We start from the raw sequence: 24,899 nt of genomic DNA on the forward strand, positions 1-24,899 counted from the left end.
GTCCCGCTCGCGAAGAGCGTTCGGCGGCGCAGCGAATTGGGCTAAGAGCCGTGCATGGGCCAGGGCGAGTTCGCGGTCAACTTCTTCGTGGCGCTGTTCGCGCTGATCGATCCCGTCGGGAACGTGCCGTTCTTCGCGGCCGGCACCCAGGGCGTGTCGAGCCGCGACCGGGCGCAGATCGCCCTCTACATCTCGCTGTTCGTGGTCGGCTTCCTGACCTTCTTCTACTTCACCGGCCTCAGTCTGCTCGCCTTCTTCGGCATCTCCCTGCCGGCCTTTCGCATCGCCGGCGGGGTGATCCTGTTCATCCTCGGCCTCGACATGGTGCGCGGCGAGATCGGCGCGGAGAACCCGCAGACCGCCGCGGCGGCGGCGCCGAAATCCAAGCGGGGCGCGGCCGGACGGCAGTTCGAGCGGATGATCGTGCCCTTCGCCATGCCCCTGCTGATCGGGCCCGGCGCCATCTCCACCGTCATCATCTACGCCAGCCAGGGCCGCGCCTTCGGCCTGACCGGCGCAGCGACCGGCGTCGGCGTCATCGCCGCCGTCGCTCTCACCGTGCTGCTGTCCTTCCTGGCGACACCGGTCATCACCCGGCTGCTCGGCAAAATCGGGCTGACCATCGTCGTGCGGGTGCTGGGCCTGATCCTCTGCGCCATGGCGGTGCAGTTCATCCTGGTCGGCTTCTCGGACGCCACCCGCGGCCTCATCCGCCACGAGACCGCCCAGCCCTACGCGACGCGCTAGACCTTGCGGAAGCGCGGCCCCTGCGAGGCCATGAGCGCCAGGGCCCAGTCGTCGGGGATCAGCTTGGCGACGGCGGCAATCGCCTTGTTCGGCGCGCCGGGCACGCAGATCGCGCGGTTGGCCTCCACCGCCTCGTAGCCTGCCGCCGCCACCTCGTCGGCCCCGAGCCACAGCCATGGGGGCGTCGAGGCGCTGACCTGGGCCCGGGTGCCGTTGACGTCGTGGAACTCCGAATAGGTGAAGCCAGGGCAGAGGGCGGTGACGTGCACCCCGCTCGGCTCGCCCTCCAGGTGCAGGCTCTGGGAGAAGCGGACCAGCATCGCCTTGGAGGCGCCGTAGAGGGTGTGGCCCGCGGCGCCGGGCACGAGGCCAGCCAGGGAGGCCACGTTCACGATCCGCCCGAACCGGCGCTCGACCATCCCCGGCAGCACCTTGTGCGCCAGCTCGCAGGGGGCGGTGACCATCACCTGCAGGAAGGCCGCCTGGTCCTCCCACTTGGTCTCCGCAAAGGTTCCGGGCAGGCCGTAGCCGGCGTTGTTCACCAGGGCGTCGACGCTGCGGCCCTCGGCGGAGAGCGCGCCGAGGATCCGGTCCGCGGCCCCCGCCTTGGCCAGGTCGGCGGCGACCACCAGCGTCTCGACTCCGTGGCGCAGGCGGATCTCCTCGGCCAGGGTCTCCAGCCGATCGGTGCGCCGCGCGGTGAGGGCCAGGTCGTAGCCGTGGCTGGCGAAGATCTTGGCGAAGGCCGCGCCGATCCCGGCGGAAGCCCCCGTCACCAGGGCCAATCTGCGATCCATGCCGTCCCCCGAAGCGGCGCTTTGCGCCTCCTGCGGAAACTAGGGCGTCCGCCCGCGCATTCAAAGGGCCGCCGAGGCTCGTCGTAGGGCGGCCGCCCCAGGGCGGCGAGCCATGGCATTGAACAGGAACTGCTTTGGGTGTATCGCGCCCGCCGATCGACGGCATGGGGCCGACCAAGGGAACCACGACAAGCGCGTTCCCGGAGAGAATGGATGGCTGATCCCGCCGGCGGCGCCGCCGAGGCGTCGGAGGAGACCCGTCACTCCCCGCATTCCGAAAGTTTCCTCGCCCTGGCGCTCGGCTCCATGGGCGTGGTCTTCGGCGACATCGGCACGAGTCCGATCTACGCCATGCGCGAGGCGCTGCACCATTCGCGCGCCACGGTGGACCCTCAGCTGGCGGTGCTGGGCGTCGTCAGCCTGGTGATCTGGGCGCTGATCCTCATCGTCACCGTCAAATACGTCGTCTTCCTCATGCGGGCGGACAACAAGGGCGAAGGCGGCACGCTCGCCCTGATGGCGCTGGCCCAGCGGATCGTACCCCAGCGCTCGGGCCTGGTGCTGTTCCTCGGCATGCTGGGCGCGGCCCTGTTCTACGGCGACGGCATCATCACCCCGGCGGTCTCGGTGCTCTCGGCGGTCGAGGGCGTGCGCGACGCGCCCGGCGCCCCGCACGGCATCGGCGAGTTCGTCCTGCCGATCTCCATCGGCATCCTGGTGGCCCTCTTCCTCGTCCAGTCCAAGGGCACGGCGAGCGTCGCCAAGTTCTTCGGCCCGATCACCGCCGTCTGGTTCCTGGTGCTGGCGGGCCTTGGGCTCTTCCACATCAAGGAAGACCTCTCGATCTTCCGGGCCCTGTCGCCGCACTACGGCGCGATCTTCCTGTGGGACAATGGCTTCCTGGGCTTCGTCATCCTGGGCAGCGTGTTCCTGGCCGTGACCGGCGCCGAGGCGCTCTACGCCGACATGGGCCACTTCGGGAAGAAGCCGATCCAGGCGGCCTGGGTGTTCCTGGCGCTGCCCGCCCTGCTGCTCAACTACCTCGGCCAGGGCGCCCTGGTGCTGCGCCACCCGGCCGACCGGGTCGATCCGTTCTACCGGATGATCCCGGACCCGATCTATTGGCCGGTCCTGCTGCTGGTCACCCTGGCCACCATCATCGCCTCGCAGGCGGTGATCACCGGCGCCTTCTCCATGACCCAGCAGGCGGTGCAGCTCGGCCTGTTCCCGCGCATCGATATCCGCCGCACCTCGGAGACCCAGGCCGGCCAGATCTACGTGCCGCAGGTGAACACCTTCCTGATGGTCGGCGTGGTGGTCCTGCTGGTGATGTTCCGCACCTCGTCGAACCTGGCGGCGGCCTACGGCATCGCCGTGACCGGCGCGATGTTCGTCGACACCCTGCTGTTCTTCGTCATCGTCCGCTGGATGTGGAAGCGCCCGGTGTGGCAGGCGGCGCTCGCCTCCGGCTTCTTCGGCGTCCTCGACCTGGTGTTCATCTCCTCGAACCTGCTGAAGATCCCGCAGGGGGCCTGGCTCCCCCTGGTGCTGGGCGGGGGCCTCGTCACGGTGATGGTCACCTGGAACCGCGGCGCTCAGATCCTCACCGAGAAGACGCGCCGGGATTCGGTGCCGCTCGCCGAGCTGTCGGAGATCCTCAAGGCCCGCGCGCCTTACCGCGCGCCCGGCACGGCGATCTTCCTGACCTCCGACCCGGACATGGCGCCCGTCGCCCTGATGCACAATCTCAAGCACAACAAGGTGCTGCACGAGAAGAACATCATCCTCACCCTGCACACGGCCGAGACGCCGCGGGTCAGCGAGGCCCAGCGGGTGCGGATCGAGCCGCTCAACGACGACTTCAAGAAGGTGCACGTCACCTACGGCTTCATGGAAAGCCCGAACGTGCCCAAGGCCCTCGCCCTGTGCCGCAAGCTCGGCCTGAAGTTCGACATCATGGCGACGAGCTTCTTCCTCGGCCGCCGCTCGGTGGTGCCCTCGGCCCAGTCCGGCATGCCGCTCTGGCAGGACAAGCTGTTCATCTACCTGATGAAGAACGCCGCCAACCCGACCGACTTCTACAAGATCCCGCCCGGCCGCGTGGTCGAGATGGGCGCCCAGGTGACGGTGTAGGGTGATCCTGACCTACCTCGGCGACGCGCTGTGGGTGCTGGCCCTGGCGATCATGTTCGGCGCCTCGCGCCAGGCCTGGGCCCAGACCACGCCCGGCGAGAAGCTGCGCCTGCCCATCGGCGAGATCGGCCGGGGGCTCGGCATCTGGGCCCTGCCCGGCGCGGCCTTCGCCTTCTCCCTCTGGCTCGCCCTGCAGGCGCGCGACCAGGAAGGCGACGCCACGGTGATCCTCTTCGGCGTCCGCGCCACCGCCGCCTCGCTGCTCGCCCTCCTCCACCTGCGATGGCTGAAAGCGGCCCTCGAGCGACGCTGAGCGCCGCTTAAATCCTTGAACCCGCGCGCCACCTGCCCTTAAAGGCGCGCGACGTCTTTCCTCCCGACTTCAGGACTTCCGACACCCATGGCCGACAAGCCCGTCAAGAAGGTCGTGCTCGCCTACTCCGGCGGGCTGGACTCCTCCACCATCGTCAAGTGGCTGCAGGTGGAGCTCGGCGCCGAGGTGGTGACCTTCACCGCCGACCTCGGCCAGGGCGAGGAACTCGGCCCGGCGCGCGAGAAGGCGCTGATGCTCGGCGTCAAGCCGGAGCACGTGTTCATCGAGGACATCCGCGAGGAGTTCGTCCGCGACTACGTGTTCCCGATGTTCCGGGCCAACACGGTCTACGAAGGCCAGTACCTGCTCGGCACCTCGATCGCGCGGCCGCTGATCGCCAAGAAGCAGATCGAGATCGCCCACAAGACTGGCGCCGACGCGGTCGCCCACGGCGCCACCGGCAAGGGCAACGACCAGGTCCGCTTCGAGCTCTCCTACGCCGCCCTCGATCCCGACATCCGCGTCGTGGCCCCCTGGCGCGAATGGGACTTCAAGAGCCGCGAGGCCCTGCTCGACTTCGCCGAGAAGCACCAGATCCCGATCACCAAGGACAAGCGGGGCGAGGCGCCGTTCAGCGTCGACGCCAACCTGCTGCACTCCTCCTCCGAAGGTAAGGTGCTGGAGGATCCGGCCGTCGAGCCGCCGGAGTTCGTGCACATGCGCACGATCAGTCCCGAGGCCGCGCCCGACAAGCCGACCGTCATCACCATCGATTTCGAGAAGGGCGATCCCGTCGCCATCGACGGCCAGAAGCTGTCGCCGGCCGCCCTGCTGACCAAGCTGAACCAGCTCGGCCACGACAACGGCGTCGGCCGCCTGGACCTCGTCGAGAACCGCTTCGTCGGCATGAAGTCGCGCGGCGTCTACGAGACGCCCGGCGGGACCATCCTGCTCCACGCCCACCGCGGCATGGAGAGCATCACCCTCGACCGGGGCGCCATGCACCTCAAGGACGAGCTGATGCCGAAGTACGCCAGCCTGATCTACAACGGCTTCTGGTTCGCCCCGGAGCGCGAGATGCTGCAGGCGGCCATCGACCTGTCCCAGGAGATGGTCTCGGGCCAGGTGCGGGTGAAGCTCTACAAGGGCAACGTCACCGTCATCGGCCGCACCAGCCCCTATTCGCTGTACGACCAGGAGCTGGTCACCTTCGAGGAAGGCGCGGTCGCCTACGACCACCGCGACGCCGCCGGCTTCATCCGCCTCAACGCCCTGCGCCTGCGGGTGAAGGCCAACCGCGACAAGCGCGGCGCGGCGTAGCGCCGCTCAGCTGTCGAGCCGGTTGTAGGGATAGCGGTCCTGGATCTCGGCCTGGAAGAACCGGCGCTTGGAGTCGGCTTCCAGGAACGAGCGGTGCACCTCGCCCGGCACGCCGACATAGACGTAGCGCTCGCCCGAGGCGAAGCACACGAGCAGCTTGGCGCGCTCGGCGTCGTAGTCGATCTCCTGGATCGCCGCGGATGTCGTCTCCATCGGCCTTCTCCAAAGGCTGTGTCGCGCCGACAAAACGGCGGGACCGCCGGCGCCGGTTCCCTTCCGCACGGAAGCGTGCCAGCTTCGCCGTGAAGCCTGCGGCCGCGTGACCGCCGGCGTTCGGGGGGAAGTCACATGCAACCGCACAGCCTGGTGGCGATCGTCACCCTGCTCTCGCTCATCCTCTATTTCAGCATGGGCCTGGGCGTCGCCCGCGCCCGCCAGAAGTGCGGCATCCAGGCGCCGACCATGACCGGCGACCCGGTGCTCGAGCGCTGCATCCGGGTGCAGGCCAACACCCTCGAGTGGCTGCCGATCTTCCTGGTCTCCATGTGGCTCTTCGCCCTCTACTGGAACGACCTGGTGGCCGCCGGCGTCGGCCTCGTCTGGATCGTCGGGCGCGTGCTCTACGGCCGCGGCTACGTGGCCGATCCGGCCAAGCGCGAGACAGGCTTCGTCATCCAGGCTCTGGCCTGCGCGGTGCTGCTGTTCGGGGCGCTGGGCCGCGTCGTCTATGTGCTGGCGGTCGCCGGCGCCTGAAGACCACGTTCGTGCGGCTGCAATTGACCTGCAACAAGGCAACCACAATTGCGGCGAAGTGTTGTGGCCAAGACGTCCGTCTTCGAGGGACGCTTGGATAACCTGAGTCCAACAATGGCAAAGAAAATCGTCGCATTCGCCGCCGCCGTGGCCTTGGCCGCCGGGCTCACGGCCTGCGCGACGCCCACGCCGTACCAGCCGAATATTCCGGGTCAGGCGACCTCGGGCGGGTATTCGGAGATGCGGCTGGAGCCGGATCGCTGGCGCGTGACCTTCGCGGGCAACAGCCTCACCTCGCGCGAGACGGTGGAGGCCTACCTGCTGTTCCGCTCGGCCGAGCTGACGGTCCAGCAGGGCTACGACTGGTTCGAGATCGTCGACCGGCACACCAACCGCGACGCCCACACCTACGTCGAGCCGGACCCGCTCTATCACCCCTGGTACGGCTACAGCTACTGGCGGCCGAGCTGGCGCTACTACGGCCACCGCTTCGGCGGCTGGCGCAGCTGGGATCCGTTCTGGGGCGACCCCTTCTGGGCCGACCGGGTGGACGTCACCACCGTCGAGCGCTTCGAGGCCGCGGCCGAGGTCGTCATGCACCATGGCGCCAAGCCGGCCGGCGATCCGCGCGCCTTCGACGCCCGCGCGGTGATCGACAACCTGCGGCCGCGCATCCAGTACCCGGCTCCGCGCAAATAGGCCTGAACGGCGCCGCCGACGCGCCCGGCCTGAGGTCAGGCCTCAGGTCAGGCCTCAGGTCAGGTAGGCGGCGCCGAACAGCCCGAGGCCGATCACGGCCAGAAGGATCGAGCCCAGCCAGAACTGCCGCCGCCGGGTGATGATCGCTACGGTGCAGATGGCGATGCCGATCTCGACCATGGTCGCCGCGCCGGTCAGCCAGTGGTGGCGATGCTCGTGCAGCCGGCTTTGCGCCATCAGCTTGTCGCGCTCGGCCTCGCCCTCCTGAGCGCGCTTCTTGATCTCGGCCTGCTTCTCGACCTGCTCCCTGGCCGTGCGGGCGAATTCCTCCGCCTTCGGACCCGGCGCGGCGGCCGCGATGCCGTAGAGGTGCTTCTTGAGGCTGTCGGCCTGGTACTCGTTCCAGGCGTCGGTGGCCTGGTCCTGCGACAGCACCGCCTCGCTGGCCGCGGTGATCGCCCCGCCGGCCTCGACGGTCTCCAGGCTGCCGATCGAGGCCGCCAGCACCGCCAGCACCGCCACGGTGATCGACACCTGCGAGATGAAGCTGTCGTGCTCGTGCGCCGCATGCTCGGCATGCTCGCGGTGTTCGTGCGCCTCCAGCGCCGGATCGTGCGTCATCGTCCGCCCCCCACAGGCCTCTTCCCGCCAACGCTTAGACAAGCGCCAGCGGCCGGTCACTAGGACCGGTCCGTGGCGATATCGTGATCGTGCGGAATATTGGAGCGGGCGATGAGATTCGAACTCACGACCCCAACCTTGGCAAGGTTGTGCTCTACCCCTGAGCTACGCCCGCGCTCCTCGGAAATCGCCTTGTAAAAGGCGGCCCCCGAAATTCGAGAGCGGGCTTATGGCAGACGCCCCTCGCCTTGGCAAGCGGCCTATCCGCCGAATTTCGGCGCCTTCAGCCGGCGCTTGTTGACGTGGTCGGTGCGGGCCGGCGCCACCTCCTCCGGGAACTCGCCCTTGAAGTAGTAGCGCTGCCAAGCCTGCTTGGTCGCCTCGGGGTCCTGGCGGAAGATCTTCTGGTTGAATTCCGAGCGGTGCTTTTCCCAGACGTCGTACTGGTGTCGCAGCTCGGGGTTCTTATCCATCCGGCGGATCACCGGCTGGATGTCGTGCAGGGTCTTGTCCTCGAGCAGGGTGATGAAACAGAAGGCCTCGCCCTTCTCGAAGCGCACCTTGCCGGGGCGCGTGAACAGCCAGTTCATGGTGAAGGGGAAGGGCAGCCAGTCGGTCTCGACCACCCCTGACAGCGGCTGGATCCCGTCCTTCACCTGGTTCGGCGGCCCCATGACCCACATCGACCAGCCCGGCGGGGTGCGGAACAGGTAGCCGGAGTGGAAGGTCAGGACGCCGTGGCTGAAATGGCTCTGGGCGTGCTTGTGGAAGTCGGGGTGCGGATGGTCGGGCGTCAGCCGGATGTCCTGCTGGTGGTTGCCCCCGGTCCACTCGGCCGTGAAGCCCATCGGCGAGAGCAGCTCCCAGCCCGAGGTGTTGGCCATGGACAGCGGCAGGCAGCGATAGGGGTGGCGCTCGGCGAAATGATCCATCCACGCGCGGTTCGGACGGCCGGGGACCAGCTCCGGCGGCCGCTCGGTGGTGGGGTAGCACTCCAGTTCCATGGGCAGGCTCGACCAAAGAGACGAAATCGGGTCCCGACCCTTAGTCCTCCCCTCGCCTCGGCGTCTAGTTCAGGTATCCAGGCAGGATGACCGCACAGACCACCCGCGCCGGCCTGCTGGCGTTTCTGGAAAAGATCGGCGCCGAGCCCAGGACCCTCGACCACCCGGCGGTGTTCCGCGTCGAGGAGGGCGAGGAGATCAAGGCGCGCATCCCGGGCGCCCACACCAAGAACCTGTTCCTGAAGGACGCCAAGGGCCAGCTCTGGCTGATCTCCGCCGAGGGCCACGCGGCCATCGACCTGAAGCGACTGCACCAGGTGATCGGCTCGGCCAGGCTGTCGTTCGGCTCGGCCGAACTCATGCAGGAGGTGCTGGGCGTGACGCCCGGCTCGGTGACCGCCTTCGCCTTGATCAATGACAAAGACCGCCGCGTCCGCTTTGTGCTCGATCGCACCCTGGCCGAGGCGGACGAGGTCAACTTCCATCCGCTGACCAACACCGCGACGACGACCGTGCCCCGGGCCGGCCTGACCGCCTTCCTGTCGGCCATCGGCGTCGAGCCGCTGGTGGTGGACTTCGAGGCCATGAAGGTGGTTGATCGGTGAGCTCGCCGACGTTGCGGGCCGCGCGCCTTGCGACCATCTGTGCAGGCGAGCGTTTGAGTTCGGATTCGAGAGGGATTGGGTCATGACCCTGATCGGCGAGACCAGTGGAGCCCCGAGCGGCGGCGCGGCGGGCGGGGTTGCGGGCGACCTCATCAAGGACGGCACGGACGCCTCCTTCATGGCCGACGTCATCGAGGCGTCGAAGACCCAGCCGGTCATCGTCGATTTCTGGGCCACCTGGTGCGGCCCCTGCCGCCAGCTCGGCCCGGCGCTGGAGAAGGCCGTCACCGCCGCCAAGGGCGCGGTGAAGCTGGTCAAGATCGACATCGACCGGAATCCCTCCTTCGCCGGCCAGCTGCGCGTCCAGTCGATCCCGGCGGTGTTCGCCTTCCACGAGGGCCGGCCGATCGACGGCTTCATGGGCGCCCTGCCCGAGAGCCAGGTGAAGGCCTTCGTCGAACGGCTGGCGAAGGCCGGCGGCGGCGGCGCCTCGCCCGTCGACGAGCTGCTGGAGATCGCCAGGGAGTCGCTCGAGGTGAACGACCTCGGTGGCGCGGCCCAGGCCTACGCCCAGATCCTCCAGCACGACCCCGAGAACCCCAAGGCGCTGGGCGGCCTCGCCAAGCTCTACATGCAGAACGGTGACGCCGAGCGGGCCCGCGAGCTCCTCGACATGGCGCCGGCCGACGCCAAGGACCCTGACCTCGACAGCGTCCGCGCCGCCCTGCACCTGGCCGAGCAGGCCGCGCCATCGGCCGAGGTACAGCAGTTCGAGCACCGGCTGGTCCAGAACTCCGACGACCACGAGGCCCGCTTCGCCCTCGCCCAGGCCCTGGCCGGCGCCGGCGATCTCGACCAGGCGGCCGACCACCTGCTGCACATCATCGAGCGCGATCGCGACTGGAACGACCAGGCGGCGCGCCAGCAGCTGCTCAAGGTTTTCGAGGCGGCGGGGCCCATGTCCGACCTCGCCAAAACCGGCCGACGACGCCTGTCGGCCATCCTTTTCAGCTGACCCACTTGGGACGGGAGGCGCGCATGCCGGGCTATCGAAGGGCGGCGGACCTGCCGCAGCTGATCCCGGTGTTTCCGCTCGATGGGGCGCTCCTGCTGCCCGGCGGCGAGCTACCGCTGCAGATCTTCGAGCCGCGCTACCTCAACATGGTCGACGACGTCATGGCCGGCGACCGGGTGATCGGCATGATCCAGACCAAGGGCGGCGACCGCGAGCGGCCGAACCTGGCGGCTGTCGGCTGCCTGGGACGCATCACCAGCTACGCCGAGACCTCGGACGGCCGCTACCTCATCACCCTGACCGGCCTCTGCCGGTTCGAGCCGCAGGAAGAGCTGAACCTGCGGACGCCCTACCGCCAGGTCCGCGCCCGCTACGACCGCTTCGAGGCCGACCTCGCCACCGACGAGAAGGCCGAGGCGCCCGAGGCGGTGCGCAGCCGCTTCGCCAAGGCGCTGAAGAGCTACCTCAACCACCGCGATCTCGACATCGACTGGGAGACGGCGACCACTGCGCCTCTGGAGCCGCTGGTGAACAGCCTCGCCATGGGCCTGCCGTTCGATCCGGCCGAGAAGCAGGCGCTGCTCGAGGCGCCGGGCCTCACCGACCGCTTCGAGGCGCTCACTACCCTCCTCGAGATCGACTGCCTGGAGGATGGCGATGACGAAAGCCACTCCATGCAGTAGACGGGCGCCATGAGCGAACCCGCCGACACCGCCCCCGCCGTAGAGGTCGATCCGCGGCTGCTGGAGATCCTGGTCTGCCCGGTGACCCACGGCCCGCTGGAGTTCGACCGCGCCAAGCGCGAGCTGATCAGCCGTTCGGCGAAGCTCGCCTACCCGATCCGCGACGGCGTCCCGATCATGCTGCCGGAAGAAGCCCGCGAGCTGGGCGAGGGCGAGTAGGGCCCAAGTCCTCCCCCACAGGGGGAGTTGGCCCAGAGGGCCGGAGGGGGTTGAAGCCCACCGGCTTCAGGCGCGCCTGCCCCTCAACCCCCTTACTCCGTTTCGGACAGCTCCCCCTGAGGGGGAGCATCGCGTTTACAGCGCCTCGCCGCGGAGCAGCCGCGGCAGGTCGCCGACGGCGCCGCCGGCCTCCTGCATGAAGAACTTGCGCGCCGGGCCAATGCGGTTGACCGCCGACATGCCGAGGCCGCGGCCCAGCCGCAGCAGCGGGTTGTCGTTGGAGAACAGCCGCACGAACAGGTCCATGCCGGCCGAGAGCGAGGCGGTGTCGAACCGCCGCCAGGCCGCGTAGCGCTCCAGCACGGCCTCGGAGCCGAAGTCCTCGCCCAGGCGCGCGGCCTCGACGATGGTCTCTGCCAGGGCGGCCGCTCCCTTGAGGCCGAGGTTCAGCCCCTGCCCCGCGATCGGGTGCACGCCGTGGGCGGCGTCGCCCAGGAGGGCGATGCGCGGCGCGGTCAGCCGCTCGGCGAGCTGCAGGCTGAGCGGATAGGTGAAGACCGGCCCCTGGCGCTTGGCCTCGCCCAGGAAGTCGCCGAAGCGGCGCTGCAGGTGGGCGTGGAAGACCTCGTCGCGCGCCGACTTGAGGGCCGCGCCCCGGCTCGTGCTCTCGGTCCACACGAGGCTCGCCCGGTCCTCGGTGAGCGGCAGGATGGCGAACGGGCCCGAGGGCAGGAAGTATTCGTGGGCGACGCCCTCGTGCGGCCGGTCGAGTTTGACCGTCGCGACGACGCCCACCTGGCGGTAGTCCCAGCCGATCGTGCCGATCCCGGCCTGCTCGCGGATCACCGAACCGCGGCCCTCGGCGCCCACCACCAGCGGCGCGGTGAGCGTGCGGCCGTCGGCCAGCGACACCGACACCTCGCGCGGCCCCGCCTCGGCGCCGACGACGCGGGCCGGCGCCAGCACCTCGACCCCGGCGTCCAGCAGCGCCTGGGCGAGGCCGGCCCGGGTGTGCCGGTTCTGCAGCATGTAGCCGAGCGGCTCGCCCTCCGAGCGGTCGGCGATCTCCTCGGAATCGAAGCGCAGGAAGAAGGGCGAATGAGCCCCCGCCGAGGCCCCCGGCAGGCGGCCGTCGGTGACCAGGATCTGCTCGATACGCTGGGCGTGCGGCTCCAGATGCGGCGCGGCCCCGAGCGCGCGCCACTGGCGGAAGTTGGCGTAGGCGATGGCCGAGGCCCGGCCGTCGAACGTCGGGGCGATCTGGGCGTCGAAGGCGACGGGATCGATCAGCAGGGGCTTCAGCCCCGCCTTGGCGAGCGCCAGGCCCAGGGTCGCCCCGGCCATGCCGGCCCCGGCGATGATCACATCGGCGTCGAACTTCGCCATGTCGCACTCCGAAAGGGTCAGCCCTCGCCGCCCTCGTCTTCCGTGAAGCCCATGATGTGGAAGCCGGCGTCCACGTGGACCACCTCGCCGGTGGTCGACAGCCCGAGGTCGGACAGCAGCCACAGGGCGGCGCCCGCGACGCCCTCCATCGAGGTGTCTTCCCTCATCGCCGACAGCGAGCGGCCCTTGGCCAGCATGCCGCGGCCGCCGGAAATGCCGGCCAGCGACAGGGTCTTCATGGCTCCCGGCGAGAGCGCGTTGACGCGGATCTTCCTGGGGCCGAGGTCGCGGGCGGCGTAGCGCACCGCGGCCTCCAGGGCGGCCTTGGCGACGCCCATGGTGTTGTAGTTCGGGATTGCCCGCTCGGAACCCATGTAGGTCAGGGTGACGATCGAGCCGCCGGTCTCGGGCATCAGGGCCGCGGCGCGGCGCGCGCAGTCCACGAAGCTGAAGGCCGAGATGTTCATGGCCCGCAGGAAGCCCTCGCGGGTGGTGTTCTCGACGAACGAGCCCTTCAGCTCGTCCTTGTTGGCGAAGGCGATGGCGTGGAGGAAGAAGTCGATCGTCCCGAAGGCGTTCTTCACCGTGTCGAACGCCGCGTCCATCGAGGCGTCGTCGGTGACGTCCATGGGCGCCAGGACCTTGACCCCCGCCTGCTCGGCGAGAGGCTCGACGCGCCGCTCCATGCCCGGCAGGTGCAGGAAGGCCATTTCGGCGCCCTGCGCGGCGAGCTGGCTGGCGATGCCCCAGGCGATGGACTGGTGGTTCGCGACCCCGGTGATCACGCCCCGCTTGCCCTTCATCAGCTCGCCCTTGGGCATCTGGTAGTCTTCGGCCACGTGGGCTCTCCCTCGCTTCTCCCGGTCCGCGGTTTGTGGACGGGGCGGCCGGCTTAGGCAAGCCTGGGCTTGAAAGGCTTCATTTCCCGCCCGGGCTGGGCGATACCGGGCAGGAGCGATGGCCGAGATCCCCTATCTCCCGCGACCGCGACCCGCCCGGTTCCTGGCCGGACTGCGCCGGAGGCTGCGCGAAAGCGAGCTCTGGCTGATCGTGCTGTCGATCGGCGTCGGGGCCGCCGCCGGCCTGCTGGCGGTCTTCCAGGCGCGCATCGCCCATTATCTGCAGATGTGGTTCTACGGGATCGACTTCGAGGAGCATCTCTCGGCGACGGCCCGCATCCAGCTCATCGACATGATCTGGCTGCCGCTCGGGGGCCTCGTGCTGGGCTTGGTCTCCTGGCTGGTGCGCCGCCGGCGCCAGGCCCCGCTCATCGACGTGGTCGAGGCCAACGCGCTGCACGGCGGCGCCCTGCCGCTCTCGGACAGCGCGATCGTCTGCGCCCAGACCCTGATCTCCAACGGCGTCGGCGGCTCGGTTGGCCTCGAGGCCGCCTATGCCCAGGCGGGCGGGGCGGCCGCCTCCTTCACCGCCCAGCGGCTGAAGATGCGCCGCCACGACATGCGCATCCTCGTCGGCGCCGGAGCGGGCGCCGCCATCGGCGCGGCCTTCGGCGCGCCGCTCACCGGCGCCTTCTACGCCTTCGAGATCGTCATTGGCTCCTACACGCCCTCGGCGATCGCGCCCGTGGCCGCCGCCTCCCTGGCCAGCGTCGTCACCGCCCAGGCGCTGGGCGGCATCCCCTATGTGATCCAAGTCCAGGCGCTGCGCGCGCCCGACATCGCCGCCTACCTGCTCTACGGGGGGCTCGGCCTCGTCTGCGCCCTGGCGGGCGTGGTGATCATGCGGCTGACCGCCCGGGTCGATCAGCTGGCGCGGCTGATGCCGGGACCCTCGTTCCTCAAGCCGGCGATCGGCGGCGTGATCCTCGCCGGCCTCGCCATCGCCTCGCCCCAGACCATGTCGGCCGGCCACGGGGCGCTGCACCTCGACCTGTCCATGGACGCCTCGATCGCCTTCCTGGCGACGGTGTTCTGCCTCAAGATCCTGGCCTCCTCGACGGCCCTGGGCTTCGGCTTCCGCGGCGGCCTGTTCTTCGCCTCCCTGTTCCTGGGCTCCCTGCTCGGCCAGATCTACGCCCGCTCCATCGCCTACATTCCGATGGCGACGGAGGTCTCAGCCCAGAACGCGGCCCTCGTGGGCATGGGCGCGCTGGCGGTGTCCATCGTCGGCGGGCCCCTGACGATGAGCTTCCTGGTGCTGGAGGCGACGCGCGACTTCGGCGTCGCCGCCGCCACCCTCGCCGCCGCCCTGATCGCCTCGACCGTGGTGCGCGAGCGGTTCGGCTACTCCTTCTCCACCTGGCGTCTTCACCTGCGCGGCGAGACCATCCGCTCCGCCCGCGACGTCGGCTGGATCCGCACCCTCACGGCGGGCCGCATGATGCGCCAGGACACGCGCGTCTTCCCGGCCGACGGCGACATCGCCGAGTTCCGCCGCCGCTTCCCCCTGGGCTCCACCTCGCGGGTGATCCTCACCGACGACGCCGGCCGCTACGCGGGCATCCTCCTGACGCCCTCCGCCTTCGCCGACGACGTCCACCCCGACGCCAAGGCCGCCAGCCTGGCGGTCCAGCAGCAGGCGACCCTGGCGCCGGACCAGGACATCGAGGCGGTGATGCGCGCCTTTCAGGCGGCCGAGGCCGACGACCTGGCGGTAGTGGACGAGGAGGGCCGTGTGCTGGGGCTGGTCGGCGAGGCCTACGTCACCCGCCGCTACGCCTCGGAGCTGGAGCGCCAGCACCTCGAGATCTACGGCGAGGCCAAGGGCTGAGCGGCGCGGCCGGGGGGTCTAGACCCGGCTCATCACCAGGCAGCCGTTGGTGCCGCCGAAGCCGAAGCTGTTCGACATCGCCGTCTCGATCGGCTTGTCGTGGCGCTTGGTCAGGATCGGCAGGTCGGCGAAGGCTGGGTCGAGGGTGTCGATGTGGGCGCTCTCGGCGACGAAGCCGTTGTTGAGCATCAGCAGGCAGTAGATCGCCTCCTGCGCGCCCGCCGCGCCCAGGCTGTGGCCGGTCAGGGACTTGGTCGAGGAGATCAGCGGGGCCTTGTCGCCGAACACCGCGCGCACGGCCTCCATCTCCTTGATGTCGCCCACCGGCGTCGAGGTGCCGTGGGTGTTGAGGTAGTCGATCGGCCGCCTGTCGTTGGGCATCGCCAGGCGCATGCAGCGCGCCGCGCCCTCGCCCGACGGGGCGACCATGTCGTAGCCGTCGGAGTTGGCGGCGTAGCCCACCACCTCGCCATAGATCTTCGCGCCGCGCGCCTTGGCGTGCTCGTACTCCTCGAGCACCACGATCCCGGCCCCGCCGGCGATCACGAAGCCGTCGCGGTCCTTGTCGTAGGCGCGGCTGGCCACCGCCGGCCGGTCGTTGAAGTTCGAGCTCATCGCGCCCATGGCGTCGAACAGCACGCTGAGCGTCCAGTCGATCTCCTCGGTGCCGCCCGCGAAGACGATGTCCTGCTTGCCCATCGCGATCTGCTCGTAGCCGGTGCCGATGCAGTGGGTGGAGGTGGCGCAGGCGGAGGAGATCGAGAAGTTCAGGCCGCGGATCTTGAACCAGGTCGACAGCGTCGCCGACGGGCCCGAGCTCATCGCCTTGGGCACCGCGAAGGGGCCGACGCGCTTGGGGCCCTTGGTGCGGGCGGTCTCGGCCGCCTCGATGATCGAGCGGGTCGAGGCGCCGCCGGAGCCGACGATGAGGCCGGTGCGCTCGTTGGAGATGTCGCCGTCCTCGAGGCCGCTGTCGGCGATCGCCTGTTCCATGGCGATGTGGCCGAAGGCCGTGCCCTGGGCGAGGAAGCGGGCCGCCCGGCGGTCGACCATCGACTCCCAGTCGATCTGCGGCGGGGCGTGGACCTGGCTGCGGAAGCCGAGCTCGGCGTATTCCGGCGCGGCGACGATGCCCGACTTGGCCTCGCGCAGGGAGGCGAGGACCTCGTTGGCGTTATTGCCGATCGAGGACACGACCCCGATCCCGGTGACGACGACGCGGCGCATGCTTCCTTCCCGTCTGCGCGATTCTTACGACCGCTGATAAAGGCCGACGCGCAGGTCTTCCGCCGTATAGATAGGCTCTCCGTCGGCTTCCAGCACCCCGTCGCCGATGCCCATGACGAGGCGACGGTTGATCACCCGCTTCATGTCGATCTTGTAGGTGACCAGCTTCTTGTCCGGCGTCACCTCGCCCGCGAACTTCACCGCGCCGCAGCCGAGCGCCCGGCCGCGGCCCTTGCCGCCGATCCAGCCGAGGAAGAAGCCGACCAGCTGCCACATGGCGTCGAGCCCGAGGCTGCCCGGCATCACCGGGTCGCCGATGAAGTGGCAGTCGTAGAACCAGAGCTTGGGATTGATGTCGAACTCGGCCTCGATGTAGCCGAGCCCGTATTTCCCGCCCTCGTCCGTGATCTTGATGATGCGGTCGAACAGCAGCATCGGCGGAGCCGGAAGCTGCGCATTGCCCGGGCCGAACATCTCGCCGCGGGCGCAGGCCATGAGCTCGTCGAAGCTGTAATGGTCCTTGGCCTTGACGCTGGTCATCTGGTGTTTTCGTTCCCTTGAGGCGTCAGGCCCCTAGCATGAGCCGGTTCGACGGCTCAATGACATTGCGGCGCTTCGGCCGTGCCCCAGAGGTCGCCCTCCCGAGCCCAACCCGAGACGCCGTCGGCCTTCACGCGGCACCAACCCTTCTCGCAGCGGTCCAACGCCGCCAGCGCCCGCGAGTTCAGGAAGGCCGCCGGCTTGGCGTCCGGCTTGGGCCTGCGGAGCAGGGTCACCCGCGCCTCGCGGGTGTTCATCACCATGCGGCGGCCGTCAGTCGTCCGCTTGTGCACCCAGACGAGGCCGCCCTGCGGATCGCAGACGCGCCGCCACTCGGAGGTTTCGGCCACCACCTGCACCGGCAGGCCCTTCACCGTGTAGACCCACAGCAGCCTGTGGTCGTCGCCAGGGCCGGCGCGGGCGTTCACCCGGTCGAACTTTAGGGAGACGTAGCGCGGCACCGGCAGGCCCGAGGGGGTCTGGCGCTCGGCGCCCGCGCTCGGGACGGCGCTCGCCGCGAGCAGAAAACCGAGGGTGGCGCCCACCAAGGAAGCTGTCCGCCGCGTCAACCCGATCCCCATTCCCGCGCGGCTCGCCTTGGCCGCTCGGAGCCCCTTTGCTAGAGGTGCTCAAGTGAAGCCCCAGGCGCGGCCGAAGCAGCGCTCAAGGCACGTCCCCTTTTCAAGTCGCACATGCCCGCCCGCAAGCCGAAAGTCATCGTCACGCGCAAACTCCCCGATCCGGTGGAGACGAGGATGCGCGAGCTGTTCGACGCGGAGCTCAACCTCTCAGACGAGCCGATGACGCGCGCCCGCCTCGAGGACGCGGTCGGCCGCGCCGAGGTGCTGGCGCCGACCATCACCGACAAGATCGACGCCGAGCTGATCGCCAAGGCGGGGGACAAGCTCAAGCTGATCGCCAACTTCGGGGCCGGGGTCGACCACATCGACGTCGCCGCCGCCACGGCCAGGGGCATCGCCGTCACCAACACCCCCGGCGTCCTCACCGAGGACACCGCCGACCTCACCATGGCCCTGATCATGGCCGTCTCGCGCCGGATCGTGGAGGGCGTGCGGGCGGTGGAGGCGGGCCAGTTCGTCGGCTGGACGCCGACCTGGATGATGGGCCATCGGGTCACCGGCAAGCGGCTCGGCATCATCGGCATGGGCCGCATCGGCCAGGCGGTGGCGCGCCGCGCCAAGGCCTTCGGCCTGCAGATCCACTATCACAACCGCAAGCCGGTCTCGCCGCGCATCGCCGAGGAGCTGGAGGCCACCTACTGGGAGAGCCTCGACCAGATGATGGCCCGGATGGACATCATCACGGTGCACTCGCCGCACACGCCGGCCACCTATCACCTGCTCTCGGCCCGGCGGCTGAAGCTGATGCAGCCGCACGCCATCCTCATAAACACCGCCCGCGGCGAGATCATCGACGAGCAGGCCCTGGCCGACCTGCTGGAGAGCCGCGCGATCGCCGGCGCCGGGCTCGACGTCTTCGAGTTCGAGCCGACGATCAATCCGAAGCTGCTCAAGCTGCCCAACGCAGTGCTGCTGCCCCACATGGGCTCGGCCACCATCGAGGGCCGCATCGACATGGGCGAGAAGGTGATCATCAACATCCGCACCTGGATGGACGGTCACAAGCCGCCGGACCGCGTCCTGCCCCAGATGCTGTAGGCGAGGGGCTCTAGGCGCCCCCGCCGCACACCGGGCACTCCGGATCGGCGGCGACCCTCACCGTCCGGGTCTCGGCGGCGAGCGCGTCGTAGATCATCAGCCGGCCGGTCAGCGGCTCGCCCGCCCCGGTCATCAGCTTGATCGCCTCCAGGGCCATCATCGAGCCGATCACCCCCGCCAGGGCGCCGACCACGCCGACGGCCGAGCAGGTTTCGGCGTCCGGCGGGATCTCGGGCACCAGGCACTGGTAGCAGGGCCGCCCGGGATAGACGCCCACCTGCCCCGTCCAGCGGCCGATCGCCCCGGAGACCAGCGGCTTGCCGTGCCGGACGCAGGCGGCGTTGACGCAGAAGCGGGTGGCGAAGTCGTCGGTGCCGTCGAGCACCAGGTCGACGCCCTCGACCAGCTTGTCCGCCGTCTCGTCGGAGAAGGCGCCGTTGAAGCCGGCCACGAAGATGTGCGGATTGAGCGCCGCAAGGCGGTCGGCGGCGGCTTCGGGCTTGGGCCGGCCGAGGTCCTCCTCGGTGTAGATCACCTGGCGCTGCAGGTTGGACAGATCCACGTCGTCCGGGTCGGCCAGGATGATCGTGCCGACCCCGGCCGCGGCCAGGTAGAGGGCGGCCGGGGCGCCCAGTCCGCCGGCCCCGACGATCAGGGCGCTGGCGCTCTTCAGCTTCTGCTGGCCGGGCCCGCCCACCTCGCGCAGCACGAGGTGGCGTGCATAGCGTTCGATCTCCTGGTCGGTGAAGACCATGTAACTTGACCTGTCCTAGAGCCGTGGCCACATCGGCGGCCATGTCCGACGCCGCTCCGCACCCGAACTGGCACGGGACCACCATCTTGGCCGTCCGGAAGGGCGGCGCAACCGTCGTCGCCGGCGACGGTCAGGTCTCGATGGGCCAGACCATCGTCAAAGGCAACGCCCGAAAGGTCCGCCGGCTGGCGGGCGGCAAGGTCGTGGCCGGCTTCGCCGGGGCGACCGCCGACGCCTTCACCCTCATCGAGCGGCTCGAGGCCAAGCTCGAGCAATATCCCGAGCAGCTGGCCCGGGCCTGCGTCGATCTCGCCAAGGACTGGCGCACCGACCGCTACCTGCGTCGGCTCGAGGCCATGCTGATCGTCGCCAGCGCCACCGAGATCTTCACCGTCACCGGCATGGGCGATGTGCTGGAGCCCGAGAGCGGGGTCACCGCCATCGGCTCTGGCGGCAACTATGCGCTGGCCGCCGCCCGCGCCCTGATGGACTCCGACCTCGACGCCGAGGCGATCGCCCGCAAGGCCATGGGCATCGCCGCCGACATCTGCGTCTACACCAACCGGGAGCTCGTCGTTGAAACCGTCTGACGCGGCGGCCCTCGTCGCCGGCCTCGCCGCCGCCCTGGTCCTGCCCTCGGCCGCCTGGGCTGCGCCTCACATGGCCTCCAAAGCCGATCCGGCCCAGGTGGTCGCCGCCGAGCGGGCCTTCGCCGCCGACGGCCTGGCGCTGGGCGTCAAGCAGAGCTTCCTCAAGCATTCCGCGCCGACCGGCATCGTCTTCAATCCCGAGCCCCAGCTCGCCCAGGCGGTCTATGGCGCGGCGCCCGACGGCGGCACGACGAAGCTCGTCTGGTGGCCGCTCTGGGCCGGGATCGCCCGGTCCGGCGACCTCGGCTTCACCACCGGCCCGTTCAGCGTCAATGACGCCCCGCGCGCCTGGTACTTCACCGTCTGGGCGCGCCAGCCGGACGGCGGCTGGAAGTGGCTGTTCGACGGCGGCCCGCCCAGCGATCCGACCGGAGCGGCGCCGCAGGACTCGCCGGTGACCTACGCCAGGGCCGCGGCCCGCGCCGCCGGCGCCCCGGCCAAGGCGATGGAGCAGGTCAGCCACGCGGAGAGCGCCCTGGCGGCCGGCGCGGCCAAGGACCTCAAGGGCGCCTACCTCGCCGTCCTGGCGGACGACGCCCGCGTGGTCGGCTCGAAAGCCAGGCCGCCGGCGAGCCGCGCCGAGATCGAGACGGAGCTGGCGACGCGCCCCACCGCAGTCAGCTTCTCGCCGCTCGGCGGCCAGGCCTCCTCGGCCGGCGACCTCGCCTGGACCTACGGCGCCGCGAAATGGACGACGGACGGACAGGAACGGCGCGGCCACTACGTCAGGATCTGGCGCAACGACGCGGCCGGCTGGCGGCTGCTGTTCGACGAGCTGCTCCCCTCGCCGCCCCAGAAGTCATAATCGGGCAAGTCGTGACTATCTAAGGCCGATGACCGAGTTCTCCCCCCGCGAGATCGTTTCCGAGCTCGACCGCTACATCGTCGGCCACGCCGAGGCGAAGCGCGCCGTCGCCGTGGCCCTGCGCAACCGCTGGCGCCGCCGCCACGTGCCGCAGGACCTGCGGGACGAGGTCACCCCGAAGAACATCCTGATGATCGGCCCCACCGGGGTGGGCAAGACCGAGATCGCCCGCCGCCTGGCGCGCCTGGCCCAGGCGCCGTTCCTCAAGGTCGAGGCCACCAAGTTCACCGAGGTGGGATACGTCGGCCGGGACGTCGACCAGATCGTCCGCGACCTCGTCGAGAGCGCCATCGGCATGGTCCGCGAGAAGCGCCGCGCGGCCGTGCGCGCCAAGGCCGAGTCCGCCGCCGAGGAGCGCATCCTCGACGCCCTCACCGGCCCCGGCTCCACCGCCGCCCGCGAGGCGTTCCGCAAGAAGCTCCGCGCCGGCGAGCTCGACGACAAGGAGCTGGAGTTGCAGGTGGCCGACAGCGGCCCGGCGTTGCCGATGATGGACATTCCCGGCCAGCCCGGCGCCTCGATGGGCGTGCTCAACCTCGGCGACATCTTTGGCAAGGCGCTCGGCGGCCGCACCAAGACCCACAAGACCACCGTCTCCGGCGCCTGGGCGCCGCTGATCGCCGAGGAGAGCGACAAGCTGGTCGACCAGGAGGCCCTGACCCAGGAAGCCCTCGAACTCGCCGAAAACCAGGGCATCGTCTTCCTCGACGAGATCGATAAGGTCGCGTCGAACCGCGAGCGGGCCGGCGCCGACGTCTCGCGCGAAGGCGTCCAGCGCGACCTCCTGCCCCTGATCGAGGGGACCACCGTCGCCACCAAGTACGGGCCAGTGAAGACCGACCACATCCTGTTCATCGCCTCCGGCGCCTTCCACGTGGCCAAGCCCTCGGACCTCCTGCCGGAGCTTCAAGGCCGCTTGCCGATCCGCGTCGAGCTGAAGGCCCTCACCCGCGAGGACTTCCGCCGCATCCTCACCGAGCCCGAGGCCAACCTGATCCGCCAGCACCAGGCGCTGCTGGCCACCGAAGGGGTGACGCTCGTCTTCACGGAAGACGCCGTGGACGCCCTGGCCGACGCCGCCGTGCAGGTGAACGGGGCGGTGGAGAACATCGGCGCGCGCCGGCTGCAGACCGTGCTCGAGAAGGTGCTGGAGGAGATCAGCTTCTCCGCCGCCGACCGATCCGGCGAAACCGTGACCGTCGACGCCGCCTATGTCACCGGCCGCATCGGCGACCTGGCAAAGAACGCCGACCTGTCGAAGTTCATCCTCTAGCGGCCGGTCACCCGCGCTCGCGCCGGGCCCGCCAGATGGCCCGCTCCAGCGCCTCGGCGAACTGGGCCCGTTCGCGCGGGCTGAGAGCGGCGGCGACGTCCATCTCGCGGCCGGAGAGCAGCAGCTTCACGCCCACCGCCCGCCCGTCGTCGGTCTCGACCCGCACCCGGGTGAAGGCCGTCGGGCTTTCCCAGACGAGCCGCGTGTCCCTGGGCGTCTGCTGCACCACCCGCACCTCGCGGGAGGAGACCTGCACCCGCTCGATGCGCCGCGCCGAGCGGAAGCTCGCCCAGAAGGCGACGATCACCGCCAGCACGTCGAAGCCGAGGAACACCGGCACGAAGGTCGCCCCCATGGAGACGAACACCGCCGCGCTGGCCACATTGGCCGCCGTCACCACCGAGATCAGCACGATGAACCCGCGCTCGGTGAGCGAGCGGTTGGGCCGGATCTCGGCGTCCATGTAGAGCGGGCCGTGCATGCCGAGCCAGGATAAGCCGCCGGCCGCTTCCGCTCCACTCCCCCTTGTGGGATAGCAGCCCCATGGCCAAGCCCGCCAAAGCGCCCGCCCGCAAGACGCTCAAGCCTGCCGAGCAGGCGCGCATCGCCGAGCTGTTCGAGCGGTTCGAGGCCCAGGAGAGCGATCCGCGCACCGAGCTGGAGTACGACAGCCCCTACACCCTGGTGGTCGCCGTGGCGCTCTCGGCCCAGGCCACCGACGTCTCGGTCAACAAGGCCACCCGTCGGCTCTTTGAGGTCGCGGACACGCCGCAGAAGATGCTGGCGCTCGGTGAGGAGGGGCTGAAGCCGTTCATCTCCTCGATAGGCCTGTTCAACACCAAGGCCAAGAACGTCATCGCCCTCTCGCGCATCCTGGTCGACCAGTACGGCGGCGAGGTGCCGCTGGAGCGCGAGAAGCTGCAGGCCCTGCCCGGGGTCGGTCGCAAGACGGCCTCGGTGGTGCTCAACGAGCTCGGCGTCGAACCGGCCATCGCCGTCGACACCCACGTCTTCCGCGTCTCCCACCGGCTGGGCCTCTCCGCCGGCAAGACGCCGGACGCGGTGGAGCTGGAGCTGAAGCAGGTCGTGCCCCAGCCCTACCTGACCCGCGCCCACCACTGGCTGATCCTGCACGGCCGCTACGTGTGCGTCGCCCGGCGCCCGAAATGCGAGGAATGCCCGGTCGCCGACCTCTGCCCAAGCCGCAAGCTGTTCGTCGGCCGCTGACAAGGCGGCGCATTACCGCTAAGTCCGCCCGGTCCTGCGAACGAAAGCTCAAGCATGCCAGACCTCTATGACGTCGCCGCCATCGGCAACGCCATCGTCGACGTGATCGCGCCGGCCGAAGACGACTTCATCACCGGCCAGGGTCTGACCAAGGGCGCCATGATGCTGGTCGACCAGGACCAGTCGGCGGCCCTCTACGCCAAGATGGCGGCCGGGGTGGAGACCTCCGGCGGCTCGGCGGCCAACACCATAGCCGGTCTCGCCAGCTTCGGCGGCAAGGGCGCCTTCCTCGGCAAGGTCGCCGACGACCAGCTCGGCGGCGTCTTCACCCACGACATGCGCGCCATCGGCGCCCACTTCGCCAATGCGCCGCTCGCCGGCGGCCCGGCGACGGCGGTGTCGATGATCAATGTCACGCCCGACGGCCAGCGCACCATGTGCACCTATCTGGGCGCCTCCACCCAGTTCACCGACGAGGACGTGGATGCGGCGGTGATCGAGGGGGCCAAGATCGCCTATCTCGAAGGCTATCTGTTCGACGCCGAACCGGCCCGCCGGGCCTTCGCCAAGGCCGCCGCCCTGGCCCACGGCTCCGGCCGGATGATCGCCCTCACCCTCTCCGACAGCTTCGTGGTCGAGCGCCACCGCGGCGCCCTCCTCGGCTTCATCGAGAACCAGGTGGACCTCCTGTTCGCCAACGAGGCGGAGGTGACCGCCCTGTTCGAGACCTCCAGCTTCGATGAGGCGGTGAACGCCCTGCGCGAACGGGTCACCCTGGCCGCCGTCACCCGCTCCGAGCACGGCTCGGTGATCCTGACCAAGGGCGAGCGCCTGACCGTGGCGGCCGAGCCTGTGGAAAAAGTCGTGGACACGACGGGCGCGGGCGACCAATACGCAGCCGGGTTCATGTTCGGCCTCGCGCGGGGGCGTCCGCTGCAGCTCTGCGGCAAGCTGGGTTCGCTCGCGGCGGCCGAGGTGATCTCGCACTACGGACCGCGGCCGCAGGTCAGCCTCAAAGAGCTGGCGGCCTCGAAGGGATACTAGCAGGCATGAGCCGCCGACAATGAGCAGGACTGCGGAGGTCGCGCGCGACACCAAGGAGACGCAGATCCGCGTGAGCGTGGATCTCGACGGGACCGGCGTGTCCCAGATCTCCACCGGCATCGGCTTCTTCGACCACATGCTGGAAAGCTTCGCCCGCCACGGCGGCATCGACCTGAAGGTCGAGACCAAGGGCGACCTGCACATCGACATGCACCACACCGTCGAGGACACCGGCATCGTGCTGGGCCAGGCGATCAAGCAGGCGCTCGACGGCTTCAAGGGCGTGCGCCGCTTCGGCCACGCCTACATCCCGATGGACGAGACCCTGACGCGCTGCGCGCTCGATCTGTCCAACCGGCCCTACCTGATCTGGAAGGTGGACTTCCGCACGCCCAAGGTCGGCGACATGGACACCGAGCTGTTCAAGGAGTTCCACCACGCCTTCGCGATGAACGCCGGGGCCTGCGTGCACCTCGAGACGCTCTACGGGGCCAACTCGCACCATATCGCCGAGAGCGGCTTCAAGGCGCTCGCGCGCGCGCTGCGCCAGGCGGTGGAGCTCGACCCAAAGACCCACGGCCACGCCCCTTCCACCAAGGGCGTGCTCTAGGAACT

General features: G+C 69.8%; 29 protein-coding genes and 1 tRNA gene. 18 read left to right on the plus strand and 12 right to left on the minus strand.

Going from position 1 to position 24,899, the window contains the following annotated elements:
- Nucleotides 1-54: 54 nt before the first annotated feature.
- The gene (locus tag DJ017_RS03015; protein ID WP_111527321.1) at nt 55-747 is read left to right on the plus strand and encodes a MarC family protein; all 693 of its coding nucleotides are present in this window, start codon (nt 55-57) and stop codon (nt 745-747) included.
- Here the strand turns inward: DJ017_RS03015 and DJ017_RS03020 are convergent.
- Nucleotides 744-1,544, minus strand: a complete 801-nt coding sequence (locus DJ017_RS03020; RefSeq protein WP_111527322.1) for an SDR family NAD(P)-dependent oxidoreductase — start codon at nt 1,542-1,544, stop codon at nt 744-746. The two genes, DJ017_RS03015 and DJ017_RS03020, sit on opposite strands and share 4 nt — an antisense overlap.
- A 213-nt stretch (nt 1,545-1,757) precedes the next feature.
- On the opposite strand from DJ017_RS03020, the gene DJ017_RS03025 reads away from it, so the two are divergent.
- The 3 genes from DJ017_RS03025 to DJ017_RS03035 all read left to right on the plus strand — a co-directional run bounded on the left by DJ017_RS03025 (nt 1,758) and on the right by DJ017_RS03035 (nt 5,310).
- On the plus strand, nt 1,758-3,677 hold the full coding sequence (locus DJ017_RS03025; protein WP_111527323.1) for a potassium transporter Kup: 1,920 nt from the start codon (nt 1,758-1,760) through the stop codon (nt 3,675-3,677).
- A 1-nt stretch (nt 3,678) separates the two neighbouring features.
- Nucleotides 3,679-3,990, plus strand: a complete 312-nt coding sequence (locus DJ017_RS03030; protein ID WP_111527324.1) for a hypothetical protein — start codon at nt 3,679-3,681, stop codon at nt 3,988-3,990.
- Nucleotides 3,991-4,077: 87 nt separating this feature from the next.
- On the plus strand, nt 4,078-5,310 hold the full coding sequence (locus tag DJ017_RS03035) for an argininosuccinate synthase (protein WP_111527325.1): 1,233 nt from the start codon (nt 4,078-4,080) through the stop codon (nt 5,308-5,310).
- Nucleotides 5,311-5,316: 6 nt separating this feature from the next.
- Here the strand turns inward: DJ017_RS03035 and DJ017_RS03040 are convergent, their stop codons facing one another.
- On the minus strand, nt 5,317-5,523 hold the full coding sequence (locus DJ017_RS03040; protein WP_111527326.1) for a KTSC domain-containing protein: 207 nt from the start codon (nt 5,521-5,523) through the stop codon (nt 5,317-5,319).
- Nucleotides 5,524-5,658: 135 nt separating this feature from the next.
- On the opposite strand from DJ017_RS03040, the gene DJ017_RS03045 reads away from it, so the two are divergent.
- Both DJ017_RS03045 and DJ017_RS03050 read left to right on the plus strand, forming a co-directional pair.
- A complete protein-coding gene (locus tag DJ017_RS03045; RefSeq protein ID WP_111527327.1) occupies nt 5,659-6,063 on the plus strand; it encodes an MAPEG family protein in 405 nt (134 codons plus the stop codon).
- A gap of 114 nt (nt 6,064-6,177) precedes the next feature.
- A complete protein-coding gene (locus tag DJ017_RS03050; RefSeq protein ID WP_111527328.1) occupies nt 6,178-6,762 on the plus strand; it encodes a CC0125/CC1285 family lipoprotein in 585 nt (194 codons plus the stop codon).
- 54 nt (nt 6,763-6,816) lie between these two features.
- On the opposite strand, the gene DJ017_RS03055 is transcribed toward DJ017_RS03050, so the two are convergent.
- The 3 genes from DJ017_RS03055 to DJ017_RS03065 all read right to left on the minus strand — a co-directional run bounded on the left by DJ017_RS03055 (nt 6,817) and on the right by DJ017_RS03065 (nt 8,387).
- Nucleotides 6,817-7,383 carry a DUF4337 family protein gene (locus DJ017_RS03055; RefSeq protein WP_111527329.1) on the minus strand — a complete coding sequence of 189 codons (567 nt, stop codon included), beginning with the start codon at nt 7,381-7,383 and terminating at the stop codon, nt 6,817-6,819.
- Nucleotides 7,384-7,483: 100 nt separating this feature from the next.
- Nucleotides 7,484-7,558, minus strand: a tRNA-Gly gene (locus DJ017_RS03060).
- An 85-nt stretch (nt 7,559-7,643) separates the two neighbouring features.
- The gene (locus DJ017_RS03065) at nt 7,644-8,387 is read right to left on the minus strand and encodes a DUF6065 family protein (protein ID WP_111527330.1); all 744 of its coding nucleotides are present in this window, start codon (nt 8,385-8,387) and stop codon (nt 7,644-7,646) included.
- 86 nt (nt 8,388-8,473) lie between these two features.
- Between DJ017_RS03065 and DJ017_RS03070 the strand changes: the two genes are divergently transcribed.
- The 4 genes from DJ017_RS03070 to DJ017_RS03085 all read left to right on the plus strand — a co-directional run bounded on the left by DJ017_RS03070 (nt 8,474) and on the right by DJ017_RS03085 (nt 10,909).
- Nucleotides 8,474-8,992 (plus strand): prolyl-tRNA synthetase associated domain-containing protein, encoded by a 519-nt coding sequence (locus tag DJ017_RS03070; protein ID WP_111527331.1) that lies wholly within the window; start codon nt 8,474-8,476, stop codon nt 8,990-8,992.
- Nucleotides 8,993-9,074: 82 nt separating this feature from the next.
- Nucleotides 9,075-10,007: a thioredoxin family protein gene (locus tag DJ017_RS03075; RefSeq protein ID WP_111527332.1), complete on the plus strand. Its 933-nt coding sequence runs from the start codon at nt 9,075-9,077 to the stop codon at nt 10,005-10,007.
- Between the two features lie 23 nt (nt 10,008-10,030).
- Nucleotides 10,031-10,690: an LON peptidase substrate-binding domain-containing protein gene (locus DJ017_RS03080; RefSeq protein WP_111527333.1), complete on the plus strand. Its 660-nt coding sequence runs from the start codon at nt 10,031-10,033 to the stop codon at nt 10,688-10,690.
- Between the two features lie 9 nt (nt 10,691-10,699).
- On the plus strand, nt 10,700-10,909 hold the full coding sequence (locus tag DJ017_RS03085; protein WP_111527334.1) for a Trm112 family protein: 210 nt from the start codon (nt 10,700-10,702) through the stop codon (nt 10,907-10,909).
- Nucleotides 10,910-11,044: 135 nt separating this feature from the next.
- Here the strand turns inward: DJ017_RS03085 and DJ017_RS03090 are convergent, their stop codons facing one another.
- Together DJ017_RS03090 and DJ017_RS03095 are read right to left on the minus strand one after the other, a co-directional pair.
- On the minus strand, nt 11,045-12,295 hold the full coding sequence (locus DJ017_RS03090; protein WP_111527335.1) for a UbiH/UbiF/VisC/COQ6 family ubiquinone biosynthesis hydroxylase: 1,251 nt from the start codon (nt 12,293-12,295) through the stop codon (nt 11,045-11,047).
- A 17-nt stretch (nt 12,296-12,312) separates the two neighbouring features.
- On the minus strand, nt 12,313-13,134 hold the full coding sequence (locus DJ017_RS03095) for an enoyl-ACP reductase FabI (RefSeq protein ID WP_165830510.1): 822 nt from the start codon (nt 13,132-13,134) through the stop codon (nt 12,313-12,315).
- Between the two features lie 118 nt (nt 13,135-13,252).
- Here DJ017_RS03095 and DJ017_RS03100 point away from each other — a divergent pair, with 118 nt between their 5' ends.
- Nucleotides 13,253-15,025 carry a chloride channel protein gene (locus DJ017_RS03100; protein ID WP_111527336.1) on the plus strand — a complete coding sequence of 591 codons (1,773 nt, stop codon included), beginning with the start codon at nt 13,253-13,255 and terminating at the stop codon, nt 15,023-15,025.
- Nucleotides 15,026-15,043: 18 nt separating this feature from the next.
- On the opposite strand, the gene fabB is transcribed toward DJ017_RS03100, so the two are convergent.
- From fabB to DJ017_RS03115, 3 genes are read right to left on the minus strand one after another with little or no spacing between them, the layout of a single operon-like run.
- Nucleotides 15,044-16,252 (minus strand): beta-ketoacyl-ACP synthase I, encoded by a 1,209-nt coding sequence (gene fabB / locus DJ017_RS03105; protein WP_111527337.1) that lies wholly within the window; start codon nt 16,250-16,252, stop codon nt 15,044-15,046.
- A 24-nt stretch (nt 16,253-16,276) separates the two neighbouring features.
- Complete coding sequence (fabA, locus tag DJ017_RS03110) at nt 16,277-16,792, minus strand: 3-hydroxyacyl-[acyl-carrier-protein] dehydratase FabA (protein ID WP_111527338.1); 516 nt, start codon at nt 16,790-16,792, stop codon at nt 16,277-16,279.
- Nucleotides 16,793-16,848: 56 nt separating this feature from the next.
- Nucleotides 16,849-17,373: an SH3 domain-containing protein gene (locus tag DJ017_RS03115; RefSeq protein ID WP_111527339.1), complete on the minus strand. Its 525-nt coding sequence runs from the start codon at nt 17,371-17,373 to the stop codon at nt 16,849-16,851.
- Nucleotides 17,374-17,484: 111 nt separating this feature from the next.
- On the opposite strand from DJ017_RS03115, the gene DJ017_RS03120 reads away from it, so the two are divergent.
- On the plus strand, nt 17,485-18,471 hold the full coding sequence (locus DJ017_RS03120; RefSeq protein ID WP_111527340.1) for a 2-hydroxyacid dehydrogenase: 987 nt from the start codon (nt 17,485-17,487) through the stop codon (nt 18,469-18,471).
- Between the two features lie 10 nt (nt 18,472-18,481).
- Here DJ017_RS03120 and DJ017_RS03125 read toward each other — a convergent pair whose 3' ends face one another.
- Entirely contained in the window at nt 18,482-19,225 is a 744-nt protein-coding gene (locus tag DJ017_RS03125) for a HesA/MoeB/ThiF family protein (RefSeq protein WP_111527341.1), read from the minus strand.
- Between the two features lie 41 nt (nt 19,226-19,266).
- Here DJ017_RS03125 and hslV point away from each other — a divergent pair, with 41 nt between their 5' ends.
- The 3 genes from hslV to hslU are packed head-to-tail and all read left to right on the plus strand — an operon-like array spanning nt 19,267 to nt 22,013.
- Nucleotides 19,267-19,815, plus strand: a complete 549-nt coding sequence (hslV, locus tag DJ017_RS03130; RefSeq protein WP_111529942.1) for an ATP-dependent protease subunit HslV — start codon at nt 19,267-19,269, stop codon at nt 19,813-19,815.
- A complete protein-coding gene (locus DJ017_RS03135) occupies nt 19,802-20,680 on the plus strand; it encodes a nuclear transport factor 2 family protein (RefSeq protein ID WP_111527342.1) in 879 nt (292 codons plus the stop codon). Before hslV ends, DJ017_RS03135 begins: the two co-directional genes overlap by 14 nt.
- Before the next feature lie 28 nt (nt 20,681-20,708).
- Nucleotides 20,709-22,013, plus strand: a complete 1,305-nt coding sequence (hslU, locus tag DJ017_RS03140; RefSeq protein WP_111527343.1) for an ATP-dependent protease ATPase subunit HslU — start codon at nt 20,709-20,711, stop codon at nt 22,011-22,013.
- A 7-nt stretch (nt 22,014-22,020) separates the two neighbouring features.
- Here hslU and DJ017_RS03145 read toward each other — a convergent pair whose 3' ends face one another.
- On the minus strand, nt 22,021-22,494 hold the full coding sequence (locus DJ017_RS03145; protein WP_111527344.1) for a DUF2244 domain-containing protein: 474 nt from the start codon (nt 22,492-22,494) through the stop codon (nt 22,021-22,023).
- Nucleotides 22,495-22,556: 62 nt separating this feature from the next.
- Here DJ017_RS03145 and nth point away from each other — a divergent pair, with 62 nt between their 5' ends.
- From nth to hisB, 3 genes are read left to right on the plus strand one after another with little or no spacing between them, the layout of a single operon-like run.
- Nucleotides 22,557-23,240 carry an endonuclease III gene (nth, locus tag DJ017_RS03150; RefSeq protein WP_111527345.1) on the plus strand — a complete coding sequence of 228 codons (684 nt, stop codon included), beginning with the start codon at nt 22,557-22,559 and terminating at the stop codon, nt 23,238-23,240.
- 54 nt (nt 23,241-23,294) lie between these two features.
- Complete coding sequence (locus DJ017_RS03155; protein ID WP_111527346.1) at nt 23,295-24,284, plus strand: adenosine kinase; 990 nt, start codon at nt 23,295-23,297, stop codon at nt 24,282-24,284.
- 19 nt (nt 24,285-24,303) lie between these two features.
- Complete coding sequence (gene hisB, locus DJ017_RS03160) at nt 24,304-24,894, plus strand: imidazoleglycerol-phosphate dehydratase HisB (RefSeq protein ID WP_111527347.1); 591 nt, start codon at nt 24,304-24,306, stop codon at nt 24,892-24,894.
- The last annotated feature ends 5 nt before the right edge of the window (nt 24,895-24,899 follow it).

The sequence above is a fragment of the Phenylobacterium soli genome, assembly GCF_003254475.1.
Taxonomy (GTDB): Bacteria; Pseudomonadota; Alphaproteobacteria; order Caulobacterales; family Caulobacteraceae; genus Phenylobacterium; species Phenylobacterium soli.